The sequence below is a fragment of the Mailhella massiliensis genome, from assembly GCF_020741395.1.
Taxonomy (GTDB): domain Bacteria; phylum Desulfobacterota; class Desulfovibrionia; order Desulfovibrionales; family Desulfovibrionaceae; genus Mailhella; species Mailhella massiliensis_A.
In genome coordinates this window covers 1-15,650 of the sequence record NZ_DYZA01000142.1, presented here as the reverse complement: position 1 = coordinate 15,650, position 15,650 = coordinate 1, and the positions used below count along the sequence as shown (strand labels likewise).

13 protein-coding genes are annotated in these 15,650 nt (G+C 60.0%); 1 reads left to right on the top strand and 12 read right to left on the bottom strand.

The window, feature by feature from the left end; genetic code table 11:
* From K8W16_RS12385 to K8W16_RS07005, 6 genes are all read right to left on the bottom strand, one after another.
* Positions 1–138: glycosyltransferase (locus K8W16_RS12385; RefSeq protein WP_369694462.1), on the bottom strand; the 138-nt coding region annotated here is incomplete at its 3' end.
* A 222-nt stretch (positions 139–360) separates the two neighbouring features.
* Positions 361–1,227, bottom strand: a complete 867-nt coding sequence (locus K8W16_RS07025; RefSeq protein ID WP_304122437.1) for a site-specific integrase — start codon at positions 1,225–1,227, stop codon at positions 361–363.
* Between the two features lie 467 nt (positions 1,228–1,694).
* Positions 1,695–2,711 carry an ADP-ribosylglycohydrolase family protein gene (locus K8W16_RS07020; protein ID WP_304122435.1) on the bottom strand — a complete coding sequence of 339 codons (1,017 nt, stop codon included), beginning with the start codon at positions 2,709–2,711 and terminating at the stop codon, positions 1,695–1,697.
* Positions 2,712–2,790: 79 nt separating this feature from the next.
* Positions 2,791–6,381 (bottom strand): exodeoxyribonuclease V subunit beta, encoded by a 3,591-nt coding sequence (locus K8W16_RS07015; RefSeq protein WP_304122433.1) that lies wholly within the window; start codon positions 6,379–6,381, stop codon positions 2,791–2,793.
* On the bottom strand, positions 6,378–9,140 hold the full coding sequence (locus tag K8W16_RS07010; protein ID WP_304122431.1) for a PD-(D/E)XK nuclease family protein: 2,763 nt from the start codon (positions 9,138–9,140) through the stop codon (positions 6,378–6,380). Before K8W16_RS07010 ends, K8W16_RS07015 begins: the two co-directional genes overlap by 4 nt.
* A 280-nt stretch (positions 9,141–9,420) precedes the next feature.
* A complete protein-coding gene (locus K8W16_RS07005) occupies positions 9,421–10,398 on the bottom strand; it encodes a DUF1848 domain-containing protein (protein ID WP_304122430.1) in 978 nt (325 codons plus the stop codon).
* A 351-nt stretch (positions 10,399–10,749) separates the two neighbouring features.
* On the opposite strand from K8W16_RS07005, the gene K8W16_RS07000 reads away from it, so the two are divergent.
* The gene (locus tag K8W16_RS07000; RefSeq protein ID WP_304122428.1) at positions 10,750–11,184 is read left to right on the top strand and encodes a cyclophilin-like fold protein; all 435 of its coding nucleotides are present in this window, start codon (positions 10,750–10,752) and stop codon (positions 11,182–11,184) included.
* Between the two features lie 3 nt (positions 11,185–11,187).
* On the opposite strand, the gene K8W16_RS06995 is transcribed toward K8W16_RS07000, so the two are convergent.
* From K8W16_RS06995 to metC, 6 genes are all read right to left on the bottom strand, one after another.
* Positions 11,188–11,856, bottom strand: a complete 669-nt coding sequence (locus K8W16_RS06995) for an HAD hydrolase-like protein (protein WP_304122426.1) — start codon at positions 11,854–11,856, stop codon at positions 11,188–11,190.
* Between the two features lie 204 nt (positions 11,857–12,060).
* Complete coding sequence (locus K8W16_RS06990) at positions 12,061–12,474, bottom strand: zinc ribbon domain-containing protein (RefSeq protein WP_304122424.1); 414 nt, start codon at positions 12,472–12,474, stop codon at positions 12,061–12,063.
* 94 nt (positions 12,475–12,568) lie between these two features.
* Complete coding sequence (locus K8W16_RS06985; RefSeq protein WP_304122422.1) at positions 12,569–13,417, bottom strand: hypothetical protein; 849 nt, start codon at positions 13,415–13,417, stop codon at positions 12,569–12,571.
* Between the two features lie 251 nt (positions 13,418–13,668).
* The gene (locus tag K8W16_RS06980) at positions 13,669–14,004 is read right to left on the bottom strand and encodes an IscA/HesB family protein (protein WP_077072445.1); all 336 of its coding nucleotides are present in this window, start codon (positions 14,002–14,004) and stop codon (positions 13,669–13,671) included.
* A gap of 67 nt (positions 14,005–14,071) precedes the next feature.
* Positions 14,072–14,389 (bottom strand): IscA/HesB family protein, encoded by a 318-nt coding sequence (locus K8W16_RS06975; protein ID WP_304122420.1) that lies wholly within the window; start codon positions 14,387–14,389, stop codon positions 14,072–14,074.
* Positions 14,390–14,541: 152 nt separating this feature from the next.
* Positions 14,542–15,650, bottom strand: a 1,109-nt coding sequence (gene metC / locus K8W16_RS06970; protein WP_304122418.1) for a cystathionine beta-lyase, incomplete at its 5' end; no start/stop codon positions are given.

The window sequence follows — 15,650 nt, the reverse complement described above, 5'->3', positions numbered from 1 at the left end:
TGAATCGTCATAGATACAGATAACTTCAATATTGCGTACACTCTGACTGAGAATACTTCCCAGAGAGCGGGGAAGATATCTTGCTGCATTACAGATAGGTACGATAACGGAGATAAGAGGAGACAACGGACTATTCATAGACGTACTCCGGGTTTTTCCGTCGTTCCCTGTCTACCGGGGTCAGGATATAGATAGGGTTTATTGTGTCTAGGGAGTTCCCCACGAAAGACAGCAGAGGCAAGGTGCAGATTCTGGACACACATTCAGACCTTCTGGGATACTCGTGGAGCTGGAGCCGTTCATGGGCAAAGGGCCGCAATTTTGTGCCGGAGCCGCCGCAGAGAATGACTGACTGAATGTTCATGACTGACCTGCAATGTTATGTCGTTTGACGATTTCCAGCGTTCCGGGCAGATAGTGGCCCATGATGGCGACAACGTCGGTTTGCCGCATGCCCATGTTCATGAGAAATCCTGCGAAGGAGTGGCGCAGGTCGGCGAGGCGCAGTTCGGGCCTGCCGAGCTTTTTGCGCAACATGTTCCAGGTGTAGAAAAGGGAGACCAGAGGCTTGCCGGACGGGGAGGAGAAGAGCCACGGCACGCCTTCTCTGCGGGGAAGCCTGCAGATGAGCTTTATGGCTTCGTTGTTGAGAGGGATGAGGCGGTTGCGTTCCGTGAAGGTATTGCCGACGGCAAGCAGGCCGCGGGTGAGGTTCACATCTTCCCATCGAGCATGGAGTATTTCGGATTTGGAGGCTCCTGTGAGCAGGAGCAGGTGAATGGCCCGGGCGCTGGGCCTGTCGGCATAGGATTCGAGCAGGCGGATGAGGGCGAGGGCTTCACTTGGGGAAAGAGTTTCCGGTCGGCGTAGTTTTTTTCTCACGCAGACGGCATTTTTGAAGGCTTTGTCACTGGGCAGTACATGCCAGCGTACGGCGCAGTTCAGGATGTATTTGACCAGCCAGAAGATGCGGTAGCAGGAAGAGGGGGAAAGTCCCGAGATTTCCATCGTGGCGAGCCACTGCCTGAGCGCGTTTTCGTCGATATCCTTCAGGGCAAGTGCGCCCAGATAGGGGAGAACATGGGAGGCAAGATATCGCTCGTCCGTTTTCCAGCTGCGCTTGTTTTCGCGCACAAAGGGCAGATAGCGGCTCTGGACGAAATCTTCGAACAGAAGCGCGTCTTCGGCAACGGCCCCGCTGAAGCTGTGCTGTATTTTTTCCGCCATGGTTACGCCCCGGGTGTCGAAAAGGTATACTTTTTCGACAGGGCTATTTTGGGCGGAAGGATATTATTTTTTTACTGGAATTTTCGGCGGTTCCCTGATATAGGACGAGCTAACGACTGACACAATGAGTAGTGGCAAAAAAGTATACTTTTTCGACAAGTTAGATAATATTTTTTAGAAAGCGTCAGTCATGTTTTCCGAAGAAGAGGAAAGTTTCCCCCGCGCTTTCGTGCGTGGAGAAGGCTGTGAAAGTCGTGGGAGGATCGGAGTGCTGCTTCTAGAGTGAGTCTCTTCTTTTTTATCTCTTAAAAGGGCGTACAGGCGTGAGCATGGCTCCCCTGAGGGAGGGGACAAGAAAAGATAAGCCTGGAAAAGAACGGGCATGCCATGCCGTTGTACAAAAAAGAAGCGACGACTCAGGTGAGTCCGTCGCCTCTGTCAGGGAGTGTTGCTTTGCTGGGGAAAGGCTACTTCCACCCGGCTTCAAGAAGGGCGTCGGCAAGTTCCACGGCGTCCACGGGCCAGTAGAGTTCCGGGCGGGGCTGTGTCACGCCTTCGCGCCCTTTTTCCGGACGGCAGGAGAGCACGGCCTCGCGCCACTGGGCGGGGACGGCGTCCTCTCCGTATATCGCTCCGAGCAGCGCCCCGGCTATGGCGGCATTAGTGTCGGTATCGCCGCCGCGCATCACGGTATCGACCACGCCTTCTTCAAGGGAGGGGGCGTGCAGCATCTGCCAGAGCGCGTTCTGCAGGGCGATGAGCACCCACCCCATCTGCGACATATAATCGTGCGGCGCTTCATGGGCGGCGTTTTCCACGGCCCGGCGCAGGGCATCTTCCAGCTTCATGCGTTTCATCCAGCCAAGGAGAGCTGCGTAACACTCCTGCCCGGTTCCTCCTTCGGCCACAGCATGGGCGATGAGCGCCGCATACAGGGCGTTGGCTTGGCCGCATATGGGGTGAGTGTGGGTGAGAGCGGCGTCCTTCTTCGCCCATTTCATCACGTCGGCCCGGGGCCGACCCGCGCCGAATATGCCCATCGGGCTTATGCGCATGAGCGCGCCGTTGGCCTGGCTTGCCGGGTTGGGCTCGCCGCGCAGGGCTCTGGCTATGGTATTTCCGCAGTCGAAGGGATGGGATTTGAGCCAGTCGCGGTACTGCTTTCCTGTACGCAGGGCACAGTAGCGGCCGAGGGTTGCGATCTGTCGCGCCATGGCTAGGGCCATTTCCGAATCGTCCGTGGGTTGTCCTGCCAGGGTATGGAAGGTGCCGCCGTCGGCCAGTTCACGCACACCGTGGGGATAGGCGGCGCGTATCTGCTCCGGGGAGCGGAATTCCACCAGGGAACCCAGCGAATCGCCCGAAAGCTGCCCCAGCATGCAGCCGCGGGCGCGAGAACGCACGGCGGCGGGAATGGGGCGGGGTGCGGCTTCAGCGTCGTTTTTGTCTAAAGCGGGAGATGATGGCTCCTTGCTATGGTTCATGGCTTCTCCTTTTCTGTGAGCTTTCCGCCCGGCCTGCCCCTGCTTTGAGTGCAGGGCGTCCGGACGGCCCTTATTCCGTTTATTTCCCGGCTTTCATCTCCAGTATTTTGCCTTCCAGCGGAAGATGCAGCCAGCAGCGGCAGTCGCGGCCCGTGGCGCGCAGGGCGAGCATGTATTCTTCCTGCCGTTTGCCGTAGGCTTGGGCCAGGTGCCGGGCAAGTGTTTCATCATTCATGTCGTCGTAGTTTCCGCATTTGTGGTCGATGATGAGACATTCCCCGGCTCTGCCGTCCGCGCGGAGCACTTCGGCCAGAAGGTCGAGGCGCATGGCGTCCGTGCAGTGTGCCCCGCCGTAGCCTTGCTTTTTCTCGATCATGTATTCCAGAGGCCATTCGGTATGGATGAGGAGCGTGTCGCCCTCATCCGGTTCCTTGCGGCTCCCGAACCAGCCCAGAAGAGCTTTTTGAAGTGCTTCGCACAGCTGTTCAAGGTGTTTTTCCGCATCGGGCCAGAGGGTAAAGGCGTTGTTCCACAGAGAGCAGAAGCGCTGCAGGCGTTTTTTCATCCTGCCATTTTCCTGTTCCCTCTTTCGCTGTCGCTCGCTCATGGCAAACCACACGGCAAACCAGGCGTGCAACATGTTGCCGAGCTGATCGCGCGGGGCGTCGCCGACGATGCCGCCGGCGTCCACCTTCATGCCGGGGAAGTCCGGGAGCAGGAAAAACTGCGGGGGAGCGTCGCTCTGCCCGGGACTCTGTTCCGCAGGCATGGGGCCTGAGGCTCTGGGGAACAGAGGGATCTCTTCCGTCCTTCCGGGGGCGAATTCGGGCCGCGTGATATCCATGGTTTTGCTCACGAGGAAGGTTGAGCCCCGGAACAAGGCGGATTCACCGTCTTCGGCGCTGTTTATATCCTCCAGAGCCGAGGAAGCAGAGCTGCCTGTCTTTTCGTCCTCCTCATGGAGGAAGGGGTTCAGCCATGGTGAGGAGATGCTGCCCGTGCGCGTCAGCGAGGCCGTGAGGATAAGCATGTCGCAGGCGCGCGTCGTGCCCACATAGAAAAGGCGCAGATCCTCTTCATCCATGGCCGCCTTGACGCTTTCCTTTCTGTCCTCGAAGAAGGCGGCTACGTCAGGCAGTCTTGCGGCCCGGCGGAATACGTCGGGCAGCCATTCCATGGTACGGCCGTCCAGCGGGTCTTTTGCGGTGGAGAGGATGCCTTCGCTCCAGGCTCGGGGATGGAAGATATCGACGTTGGCTTTTTTTTCGGAAAGACCGTGCAGAACGACGATTTTCCGCTCCAGCCCCTTGGATTTATGATAAGTCCATACCTGCACGGCCTCTTCCCCGCCGCAGGCGCGGCCCGGATTCTTTTCCTTCAGCCAGTCCAGCCAGCCCTGGGCCGTGGCGAAGCTGCGTCGGCTGTGCATGGCCTTTTCGTATTCTCGGGCAAGGGCTCGCAGCGCCTCAAGGTCGGCGAAGCGTTCCTCGTGCCGGGGCTTGGCGGCGGCCAGGCGGAAGCTGTCCGCCGCGCTCAGCGTCGCGTCGAGCAGCTCGGCGGGCGTGAGACCGGCGAGGCGCTTATGCAGGGCTTCCAGTTTGGCCATGAAGGGAATGTCCTCCCACAACGAGCCCTTTTCGCCGCGTTTTTTTCGGGCGGCCTCAAACCATGCGTCGCCACCGTTGAGGGTGAGATGCGCTTCGGCGGCGGCAAGCTTGTCGCCCGGATCCAGCGCAAGGCGGAAGGCATTGAGGGCGAGCGCCGCATCCTCCTGCTCCAGCAGGCCTTCGCGCTCTGCCGCAGCCGGTATGCCCAGGGCCTCAAGCGCGTCGGCCATGGCCACGCAGTCCTTATTGGAGCGGCAGAGCACGGCAATATCGCCGGGAAGCGCGGCGCGGGTGCCGGGCGAGGGAGCCCTGAAGGCATCCCCGAGCTTTTTCACCCCTGCCACCTGTGCGGCCCTGTCTTTGTCTGCTTCAGGAAGAATTCGGCCTTCACCATCCACCCTGCCGCACAGGGCGGCAATGTTCCGGGCCAGGGATGCGAAGATATGTTCTTCCTTGAGTCTGCCGGACGAGACGCCGGTGAGCCAGAAACGCAGAGGCTGTATGCGTCCCGCAAGAGAGCGGCGCAGGGGGGCGAGGCCTGCGCGGGTATCGAGGACGCTTTGTATATTCAGCTCGGGCCTGCCGTCGTCCTCCCCGGGCTTTTCCCCACCGAGCAGGGATTGACGGAGCGGCTCGGGAACCTCGTTGAAAAAGCGGTTGGTGAAGGCGCACAGCTCCGGCAGAGAACGCCAACATTCCCAGAGGTGCATCTCCTTCCATAAAGGCTGCGGCGTACAGCCCCGGGTGAGCTCCGGAGCTGCGCCCCGGAAGCCGTAAATGGACTGCTTACCGTCCCCCACATATATGATGCGGCCGGGAGCTTCCGGCGAGCCTTCGATGAGACTGCTCAGAAGACCGAATATGCTGAGCTGTATGGGGCTGGTATCTTGAAATTCATCCACGAAGAGCACTCGGAAGCGGCCCCTGATGCGGGCGCGTACACGTTCGTTTTTTAAGGCCTCGCGGGCCATGCGCTCCATGTCGGCGAAATCCACCACTCCGGCGCTCTGCTTGGCGCTCTGGAAGCGTTCCATGGCCTCTGCGGCAAAGGCGAACATGCCTTTGATGAGCCTTTCCACATCGCGTCGGAAGCGCGGCAGGCCGAAGACGCGGCGGCCCAGCGCCGTCAGTTCTTCCGCATAGCCCCGGAGCGTGGGTTCTTTTTTTCCGTACTCGCGGTCGATGAGGCTCAGCCAGTCCTTCCAGCGCATGCCCTCCGGCGCGGGCAGGGAGTTCACAAATTCCCAGTGCGCCTTTTCCTTGCCGCTGAGTTTCCGGGTGATGCCTGCGGCCTTGTCTTCTTTGGAGAGATTTCCCTTCCAGTCGTAGTTGTTCTGGTCGCACTGCGGGGGGAGAAGAACCTCCAGAGTGTCGCGCATGGAGGAAAGTTCCGCTTCTCCGTCACCGACGGGTACGGGGCAGAGGGTATTTATCTGTGAGAGCGCGGTCTGGAAGGAGCGCTCGCCCATGTCTTCTATTCTATTTTCCAGGCCGTTGACGCGGGCCAGGGCGATGAGTTCACGGCAGAAGTCCAGCATGGGCCGGGGGGTACCTTTGCATTTTTTGCTGAAATTTTTTGCCTCCAGACCGAATTCATAGAAAAGATCATTGAGAAAGGCGTACTTCTCCATGAGCGGGGCCGCTGCCCGGCGGAAAAGCAGGATGCCGTCTTCCTCGGAAAGTTCTTCCGCCACAGGGGAAATCCCGGCTTCCAGCGCATATTCCTGAAGCAGACGCAGGCAGACGCCGTGCACCGTGCCGATGAGGGAGCTTTCCACCCGTTCTGCCTCGTCGTGCCTGTTTTCTTCAAGCAGGGCCTGCCGGAAGCGGTTTTTGAGTTCTGCGGCGGCCTTGCGCGTGAACGTCACGGCAATGATTTCCTCGGGCCGGCAGCCTGCGCCGCGCAGAAGGAAGGTTTCCCGCTCTTCTTCGCTCCAGCTTTCCGGCGCACAGCCCAGACTGCCGAGGTAGAAGGATGTGAGATTATGGGTTTTCCCCGTGCCGGCTCCTGCCTTGATGACAATGCGCTGCACATGGCCTTGATAGGTGTCGGGGCTCTTCATGCCGGCTCCTCCATAGCGTCCTTTTTCGCCGAAGTGCGGCCGCATAACCTTTTGTAGGCGCACCATGTGCAGATGTTTTCGGAATCGGATGTTTTCCCGCCGGAGGGCTCTTCCTGTGCGGCAGAAGCCTCTTTCCTGATCAGGCGCAGCCGTCCGGCCTCAAGGTCGGCGCACAGGGTATCCCACTCGCTTGCGACTCGTTGCCAGTGTTCTTCCAGCGGCGTCTCGGAGGCGTGTATGCGCGCTTCCGGCAGAAGAAAGAACCAGGCGTTTTCCAGGCGTACCGGGGCCGGAGGCGCGAGGCCCTTCTCGTCGTTCTTTCCCGGCAGGACGCGGCGGCCGTGCGCCAGAAGATAACCGTAGGCCGCAAGCTGCACGGCGCGGCCTTCCTCAATCTGTTCTTTGTAGACCTTGCGGCGTGACCACTTCATATCCGCCACCACGCAGGGCACGTCGCTTCCCTTTCTGCCGAGCATGAGGTCGTAGCGTCCCGTACAGGTGGTGCCGCCGAGCTCGGCCCGGTACGTCCTTTCGCTGTCGAGAAAGATCAGGCCTTCCTTTTTCAGGCGGGCGCGGAAGGTAAGGAAACTGCGTTTCAGCCTGTCGGCCATGTTTCCGCGCAGGACTTCGTATTCCGGCAGGGCAAGGCGCGCCGCCCTGTCCTGAACACGCTCGGCGATGCGGACGAGAATATGTCCGCGAAGTTCTTCCGGCGTGCGCTGATCCTCAGTGCCCGGCATTTCTCTGAGCAGTCCTTCCATGATTTCATGGGCGAGATTGCCGCAGGCGACGGCTTCGGGGGAAAGAGCCGTATGTTCTGCGTCGAGTCCGAGTACCTCCCTGAAATACCATGCCGCCGGGCAGGCCAGCAGGGATTCCAGCACGGAAGGGCTGATGTTTTTCGGCGCTTCGAGGCGGCGGCCCTTATGCTCGTTCCAGGGGGAAGGGGGCGGGGGAGGGGAGAGTTTTTCCCTTCCTGCAGGGGTGAAGAAGGGATGTTCTTCTTCTCCACGGCCGAGAAGGGCGGAGGACGCGCGGATGCGTGTTGCGCGCTCTTCCGGCATGAGGGCGCGGAGCGGGTGCGGCAGGCTTTCTTCGGAGCCGTGGAAGCGCGGTGTTATGGTAATGACGCGCCTTGCGAAGAAAAAAGGCGCCGTCATGGCAAAGGTACGGGCCCGGCGGTCAAGGGCTACGTCGGCAGGAGGGCAGGCCCGGCTTTCCAGCCAGAGATGTTCTTCGTCGCTCCAGAAGGAGGAGTCGCGCAGGGCGCTGCCGTCGTCCGTAAAATCCCACCAGATAAGCGTGTCGACCTGCCCCCATAGTTGTCCGGGGTTGTTGATTACGGCCCATGGGGCGGCGGGGCGCTGTTCCGCGCCGTTCTCGCCTTCGCCCAGTACGGCGTCGAGCAGTTTTTCAAAGGTAAGGGGCGAAAGGTCGGAAGAGAGACTTTGCACGGCGGCGATGAGCCGTCTGCACAGTTCCGCCGTCCGGGGCAGGGGAGGACGAGCTTGTTTTTCCGCCCAGAGTTCCAGCTTTTTTGCGGAGGCGACAATATCACCGCAGCGTATGGAACTCCCCACAGGCACGCGGCGGGACGGGCATATCCATTCCGCCGCCTGCTTCTGCCCGAGGGGAGTTTTCTCTTCTTCGGAAAAGGCCTCCTGCCAGCGTTTCGGCCAGGAGGCGAAGCCGTCGCTCCAGGGGGCGAACTCGTTGTGCTGAAGGGCGTGCAGCACGTTGCGGCGCAAGGCCGCATCCAGCGGGGATACGGGCAACAGCAGAAACTGCCGCAGGTTTTCCGGGTCGAAAGGCAGCAGCTGAAGCCGCAGATACAGCGGCAGGAGCTGGACAAAGGGGCGTGCCGTGGAGCGGTTGCGGCATCCGGTGTCGGGCAGGCCATGGCGCTCCAGAGCGCCGTCGAGTTCCATGCTGTTTTCTGCGCGGAGTATGACGGTGCGGCCGTGCGAGCCTTCATCAAAGCGGGCACGAAGGGCGGCGGCCAGAGCTTCGGCAGCTTCGGGAAGATTGGCCGCGGAGAGGTCGACATGCCCGCCTTTTGCGAACACGGGCAGGATTGATATAGCTTCGGCGGTCGGCGGTTCGGGCAGGGCAAGGGCGGGAGAGGGGAGTTCTTCCACCCGCGTGCCGCAGAGGCGGAGCAGGCCGAACATCTCCTGCCAGGGCTTTTGCCAGTGCCTTTCGGGGGTGGCGAGTTCCACCAGGGACAGAGCGGCGGCAGGAGGGAAGGACGGTTCCGTGCCTTCGGCCAGAAAGCGCAGTTCATCGAGGACGAGGCGCAGAAGGTCGGCCTGACCGGGAACGGGATTTTTCCGATGCAGCTCTTCAAGGCGGAAACATTCGGCAAGTCGGGGAAGATCGCGCGCCGTGCACTCCTCGGCGTATGCGTTCAGAGCGGCAGCGTCGCCTTCCAAGGCTCCCGCGCTCTTCAGCTCGTCTCGCATTTGAAGCAGGCGCTTTGCCGTATTCCAGGAGTCGGCCCGGAAGGATTCGGCGTAAAAAAGCCCTTTTTCTTCCGTGGAGACGGACAGGCGTTTTTCCAGAAAACTCTGCCATGCGGCGATGCGGCAACTACCATGGATATCGGGTACGGGCAGCCCCAGTTTTTCTTTCATAAGGGAAAGAAATCCTGCCGGGCCGCACAGGTTCACGCCGCCCACGGCCTTCTTCCCACCGCTGAAAGCAGTAATAGCGTCCGGCCATGCGCCGCCGTCCATGTATCTGCCGAGTATGACCTTCATGCCTGCCTCCCGGGTGAGAAGCGGAGGAGCCCGCAAGAAAAAGAATGGGGACAGGATAGCCGAAAAGGAGCCGTTTTTCCATAGGAAAAAGTGAGCTGTCCACCAATGTGTGGACGAGAGGCCGTATAGTTCCGCACAATATGCCCTTTGCTCCATGCCTCGGCAGGGCTCAAAGACGGCTCTTCCGGTTCGGCAAAGAGCCGCCTTTGAGCCGAGGAGCGAAAAACAGCCTGTGTTTGCTTCCTGAGCGGGAGTTGCGGCTTATAAGCGTATGCCGTTTTTAAAGCAGCGATTCCCTTGCTTCCGGCATGAGGCGGCAGAGGGCCATATTCTTTTTCACCAGAGTTTCCGAAAGATTGGCATAGCAGTAGGCGCAAAGGTGCGGACAGGTGTTGTAGGCCCCTATGTCCTTGCTGGGAAAGCAGCCGCAGGCTCTGCGCTGCCCCGCGTCCCTGGGGGGCTTCTGCGCGGCGGGCAGGAGGGAGAGTCGTCTGCCTGTCGGGTGCAGCGCTTTTTGCATGTCTTCATCGTCAGGGCACAGACGGGCGATGAGCCTTGCGTCGATACAGGCGTTTTTTTCTATGCCGTAGGCGCAAAGGTTTACAGGTTCGGCGCAGGAGGCAAGCGCAAGAGGTTGAGGCCAGGAGCGGTTCACCTCTGCCAGGCCTTGCGCAAGCCGGTGCATTTCCTCTTCCGAAGGGGCGCGGAAGCCGGCGTTTATCTTGCGCAGCGCCCTTGCCGTTTTTTGGTACATGTCCAAAAAGCTGAAGACCAGCTTGTCGGTAAAGGGGGAAAGCTCCCTGCCCAGCCGGTTCACGCGCTCCAGCAGGCCTTCCACGCTCAGGCCGCCGCCCAGGATGAAGGGGTCGAAGCGCCAGACGACGCGCTGCGGGCCGAGAGTATCGGCAAGGCGTTTGAAGGTGTCTATTCTTGCGCCCAGGGAAGGAAGGCGCATTTCCAGGCCTTCTTTTTCATAGTCGTTGAGCGTGAACTGGAAGTAGAAGGAAAAGCCCGCGTCTCGTATGGCGTCGAGCTCAGGCAGAAAAGGGGCCGGATTTTTGCTCCAGAAAACGAATACCCGCGTCTTTTCAAAGGAAATGAGGCTTTCCTGAACGGCGTTGAACGGGTTTTTCCTCCGGCAGAATCCGGCCTTCAGCCGCCCCATGAACCACGCGCCGTGGAAGGCGGGAATATCCGTGGCGCGGCTGGCGGAAATCACAAGGGGCGTTTCTGCGCCTTGAATATGCGGGCGGGGCATGGATTCTCCTGTTTTTAAGGAAACGGGCGCCTTGAGGCGGGAAGGGCCGTGTCAGGCCGAGCGGCAGCGTTTCGGAGATGCGGGAAACTGCGGGCTGCGCAAAAAACATACGCCATTTTTTTCCGAAGGTATATTTCCGTGCCTTTCCTGTATGTCTTGCCTGTGTCGGAAGAATCGGGCAAGAATTTGCAAGAAGCGTATCTTCATGTGCGAAGGAGAACTCCGTACTCTTGTTACAGGCCCGGGATTGCCGGAACAGGCTTCCGTTGACGGGGAGCAAAAGGGGTGTTTTCCGGCAGACGGCATGAAAACAAAAAAAGCGCGGTAGGGCAGCCGCGCAAGGAGTGTACGATGAAGAAACCTATTCTGACGCTGGCCGTCGCGGCCTGGATGGGATATTGCGGCAACGCTCTGGCCGAAGAGGGGGCCGGTCAGAGGGTACACCTGAGCTTTGCGGGCGGGGAAGCCGTGGTACTTTTGGAAGATCATCCGGCAAGCCGTGATTTTGCGGCAGGATTGCCCTTAACCGTCACCTTTGAAGATTACAACGGCACGGAAAAAATTGCCTATCTGCCGGAAAGACTGGATACGGAAGGCTCTCCTTCCAGTTGCGATCCTTCGGAAGGAAGCTTCACTTACTATGCGCCATGGGGCAACCTGGCTGTTTTCTACCGGGATTTCCGCCATTCCCGAGGGCTTGTCCCTCTGGGGCGCGTGGAATCGGGCATGGAAGATCTGTCCGCCCTGAAGGACGGTACCACCGTCCTCATGGAAAGGATGGAATAAGGTTCAGCGCCGCATGAGCTCTTCAAGCTCCGCCACGGATCCGGCGAGCCACGAGGCTCCGGCCCCGGAAAGTTCTTTCCGGCTGCCGAAGCCGTAGAGCACGCCGAGAGTGGGGATGCCGTGCTGCTCTGCGCCGAGTACGTCGAACTTTCGGTCGCCTATCATGAGGCAATCCTCGGCAGAGGAAAGGCCGAGTTTTTCCATGGCGTAGCCTATGACGAGCTTTTTTTCCACGCGCTTTTCCTCAACATCGCCCCCGGCCATAAGGAGAAAGGCTCCGGCCATGCCGAAGCGTTCCAGAATACGCACGGCGAAGACTTCCGGCTTGGATGTGGCGAGCACGAGTTTGCGGCCCTCCTCCTGCCAGCGGTAGAGAAGCTCTTTGACGCCGGGGTAGGGCACGTTTTCATACATGCCCCGCTGCCCGTAGTATTCTTGAAAGTATTCAATGGCCTTGTAGGCTGAGGCAAGGTCGAAGCCGTAGTGGCGCATGAAGGAATCGTAAAGAGGCGGACCGATGAAGGGATAGAGCCTGCGAGGGTCTTCTTCATGGATGCCGAAGTGTTCCAGTGCGTACATGACGCCCCGGGTAATGCCTTCCGAAGGATCTGTCAGCGTGCCGTCGAGGTCGAGAAAAAGGTATTCGGCCAGGGAAGGGGCGAGAAGTGGCATGGATCACCTGTAAAAAAGGAAATAGATGGGGCACCGTCTTTTGATGGGAAGCTCCGGGGTGGAAAAAGACGGACAAAGAAGAGGCGTTTTTTCTGCGGCATGCAAGATTTTCCGGAAGTATTTTCGTGCCGGAAGGGAACGCCGGCAAAGCACGGCCGGAATGCCAAACGGGCATGTCGGGAAAGCATGCCCGTCAAGGCTCCGTCAGGAAGCGAGCCATGCCACGAGGCTCCAGCAGCAGAACCAGGAAACAATCTGCAGAATCAGGGGATTGATGGATCTGCCCATCATCATGAGCTGGATGTTGACGGCAAAGGTTATGACGCGCGCTATGCCCGCGAAGACCAGAAAGCCGATGCAGGCCAGCAGGCCGAATTTCAGGCCCATGGCAAAGGCCAGGGCGAGGGTGATGATGCCCATCTGGCAGGAAGGCAGAATCTGACTGGAATGGGACTGCATGAAGACCACGCGCTGGTGGAAATTGCCGCGCTGTTCCCGGCCGGGCCTGTCCAGCAGTTCCGCATCCATCACTTCGCGGGCATGGATGACGGGCTGGCCGCAGCTGGGGCAGGAGGTGCTGTTGTCGGGTATGGCGGCGTGGCAGTTGGGGCAGAGCATGAAGGGAACCCTCACAGGGCTGGAGTCGTGAACAGGATGGCTTAACTCTAATCATCCTGTGCTTCTTGGCAAGGGAAAAGAGCCTTCTTCTCTGTTACAAAGTATGAACGGGAGGCATAAGGCCGGTGAGGTCGGTCTGCCCGTGCGCCGTCATGCGTACAGGACCGCCAACCCAGACCTCCCAGCCCTCGTTTTTCTCCTCCATGCGCACGCTGAGAAAGCAGCCGCTGGGCTGGCGTATGGCGGAGCGGGTGACGCGGAGCTTTTCATGCAGCGCCAGGGCGCAGGCAAGCGTGCCTGACCCGCAGGCGCTTTCGCGGCAGAGGGTGGCGGTGTCGCGTACCCATACCACGGGGTAAAGGTCTGCCTTTGCCGTGCCGTGCTCTTCCTCCGGCGGGGAAAGCCACAAGTGCCCCACGGCTTCCTCTCTACCGACTCCGCATCTCTCGCGCTGCCTTTCACAGAACTGCGGCAGGTTATTTTCGCAGGGAAGGGGGCCTTGCTGCACGATATGGGCGATGCCCGGCACGCGGATAAGGCTGAGGCCGCCCGGGAAGGATTCCGGGCGGGGCAGGGAGGCGAAACTCAGGCAGGCTTCGGCAAAGGGCAGGGCGTTTTGCCCGGGGAGCACGCGTACGGCCACATCGCCGGGCACGCCGGAAACCTCCACCCTGCCTTGAAAGGCTTCCCCTTCTTTTTCCAGGAGACCCTGCGAAGCAAGAAGCACGGCAAAGCAGCGCGTGGCGTTGAGGCAGAACTCCCCGCCCATCATGTCCAGCCGGGGTTTTTCCGAAAGGCGCACATAGCCTACCTGTTCCGCGCCGAGATGCTGGCCGTCCATGACTGCCCCGGCTACAGGAGCGCGGAGATGCTGCGGGAAATCCTCGGCTCTCAGTAGTATGGTGGGGTTTCCTCCGGGAGTCATTTTCCAGAAGTCGTACATGTTTTTTCCTCGGCGCTGGGATGGGCGGAAAAGAAGCGGGGGAGAACGGACGTTTTTCCCCCGGGCGGAAGAAAATGAAGGAGCGTAAGCGTTTTTCCGACGGGCTTTCGCGGGGCATATCGAAAATCGTCCCGCAGGAAAGAGAACAGGCCGCCGTGCTTTTTGCAGGGCGGCCTGTCTGTCATACGGGAATACCGCACGATGCGGTATGACATGTACGGAGCCGCCGGGAAAACGGCCCCGCCGGGGCATCAGTGATGGCAGCCGCCGCCACAGGTGCCGGTACCGCAGCTGGAGCAGCCGCAGCCGCCCATGCTGGGCAGGGGGATTTCAGGGGTGACGAGAAAGCCCATGGGGCTGGCATCGACCGTGGCTCCGCCTATGGTAGCCCACAGCTCCTTGGTCGCGCAGAAGGTGTAACCATCCTGCTCGGTGACGAAATCCTGTTCGTTGGGCTCGTCAAGGGCAAGGCCGATACGGGGGCCGCTGCAACCTCCGGGAGCGAGATAGAGGCGGATGGCGGATTTTTCCTTGTCGGCGAAAAAGGCGTCAAGCTCGGTGCGGGCGCTTTCGGTGAGAGTAAACACAGTGTGCTCCGTGAAGTAAGAAGGTCATATGGGGCCATGCCCCAGAAAACCTTGGAAGACTACGGTATCAGTGGCTTCCGCAGCTGCTTCCGCAGGTGCTGCAGCTGCCTCCGCTCTGAAGAGGGATTTCCGGGTCGACGATGAAACCCATGTAGCTCACGTCGATTCTTACGCCGCCGATACGTTCCAGCAGCGATGATTCCATGCAGAAAGTGAACCCGTTGACTTCAAAGGCCTTGTCATTGTCGGTAGGCTCATCCAGAGCCAGGGCGAGACGGGGGCCGCTTCAGCCGCCGGGGGCCAGATAGATGCGGATGCCGGCCTTGGGCTTGTCGGCGAAAAAGGCCTCAAGCTCCTGCCGGGCTCCTTCGGAAAGATGAATCATGTATGTCTCCAGAAGAAATGGTTTTGGGTAAAAATAGGAACCGTTCTTGACTTTGTCAATGGAAGGAAGAGGCATTTCCCTTTTTTTGTGCCCGTCCTCCGGCTTTGTACAAGCTCTGTCCCTCCCTGCCGCTCCAGCAAAGAGGCAGGGCTTCAGGCAAGGGCCGCGCGAAGGCGTGCAAAGCCTTCTTCCAGGTCGGCTTTAAGCTCGTCCACGTCTTCCAGGCCTATGGCGTAGCGCACAAGGGTGCAGTTGTCCTCGCTCCATACGGGGGGGATGCGCTTCAGCGCCGTGCGCTCGGGGTGGCAGTGTTCCACAAGGCTGTCGAACCCGCCCCAGCTTGCGCCTATGCTGAACAGCCTGTATCCGTTCAGCATGGCAGCCACCGCCTTTTTCTCCATTTTCGGCAGTACAATGGAAAAGAGCGAGCCGCCTCCCGTGAAGTCGCGTGCCCAGAGAGCATGCCCCGGATCACTTTCGAGCGGAGGGTAGAGCACCTTGAGTACTTCCGGCCGCGTTTCCAGCCATTGGGCCAGCGCGAGCGCCTGAGCAAACTGCTTTTCCATGCGGACCTTCATGGTGCGCAGGCCTCGCAGGGCGAGGTAGCAGTCGTCCGGGGAGGCGATTTCTCCCATCTGCATGCAGAAGGCGCGCATGCGGAGATACAGCTCCTTCGTGCGGGCCGTGATGACTCCCATGACAAGGTCGGAGTGCCCGGCGATGAATTTGGTGGCCGCCTCCACACAGATATCCACCCCCGCGAGAAGGGGCTTGAAGTATAGGGGCCCGGCCCAGGTATTGTCCATGATGACTACGGCTCCGTGGGTGTGGGCCGCCTTCACTATGGCCGGTATGTCCTGCATCTCAAAGGTGAGGGAACCCGGAGCTTCCGTGTACACCACGCGGGTGTTCGCCTTGATGAGAATGTCCACATCCGCGCCGGCTCTGGGGTCGTAATAGGTGGTTTCCACCCCGAAGCGGCGCAATATGCTTTCGCAGAACATGCGCTGCGGGCCGTAGACGCTGTCGGGCATGAGCACATGATCGCCCGCGCCCACAAAAGCCAGGAGCGATTGCGTGCAGGCGGCAAGGCCGGAACTTGTCACCATGGAGCCTGCGCCCTGTTCCAGTTTGTTCACGGCGTCGCACAGGGCGAAAGCGTTTTCCGTGCCCAGCGCACCGTAGCAGACGTTGCGGAATTTTGCGTCGCCTTCTTCATTGGCGTCGAATTCCTCAAGTGTAGGGGAAACAATGGTTGAGG

Excerpts from the sequence above, each read along its gene's own strand:
- K8W16_RS07025 (WP_304122437.1), bottom strand. The coding sequence starts at position 1,227 with ATGGCGGAAAAAATACAGCACAGCTTCAGCGGGGCCGTTGCCGAAGAC.
- K8W16_RS07020 (WP_304122435.1), bottom strand. The coding sequence starts at position 2,711 with ATGAACCATAGCAAGGAGCCATCATCTCCCGCTTTAGACAAAAACGAC.
- K8W16_RS07015 (WP_304122433.1), bottom strand. The coding sequence starts at position 6,381 with ATGAAGAGCCCCGACACCTATCAAGGCCATGTGCAGCGCATTGTCATC.
- K8W16_RS07010 (WP_304122431.1), bottom strand. The coding sequence starts at position 9,140 with ATGAAGGTCATACTCGGCAGATACATGGACGGCGGCGCATGGCCGGAC.
- K8W16_RS07005 (WP_304122430.1), bottom strand. The coding sequence starts at position 10,398 with ATGCCCCGCCCGCATATTCAAGGCGCAGAAACGCCCCTTGTGATTTCC.
- K8W16_RS07000 (WP_304122428.1), top strand. The coding sequence starts at position 10,750 with ATGAAGAAACCTATTCTGACGCTGGCCGTCGCGGCCTGGATGGGATAT.
- K8W16_RS06995 (WP_304122426.1), bottom strand. The coding sequence starts at position 11,856 with ATGCCACTTCTCGCCCCTTCCCTGGCCGAATACCTTTTTCTCGACCTC.
- K8W16_RS06990 (WP_304122424.1), bottom strand. The coding sequence starts at position 12,474 with ATGCTCTGCCCCAACTGCCACGCCGCCATACCCGACAACAGCACCTCC.
- K8W16_RS06985 (WP_304122422.1), bottom strand. The coding sequence starts at position 13,417 with ATGTACGACTTCTGGAAAATGACTCCCGGAGGAAACCCCACCATACTA.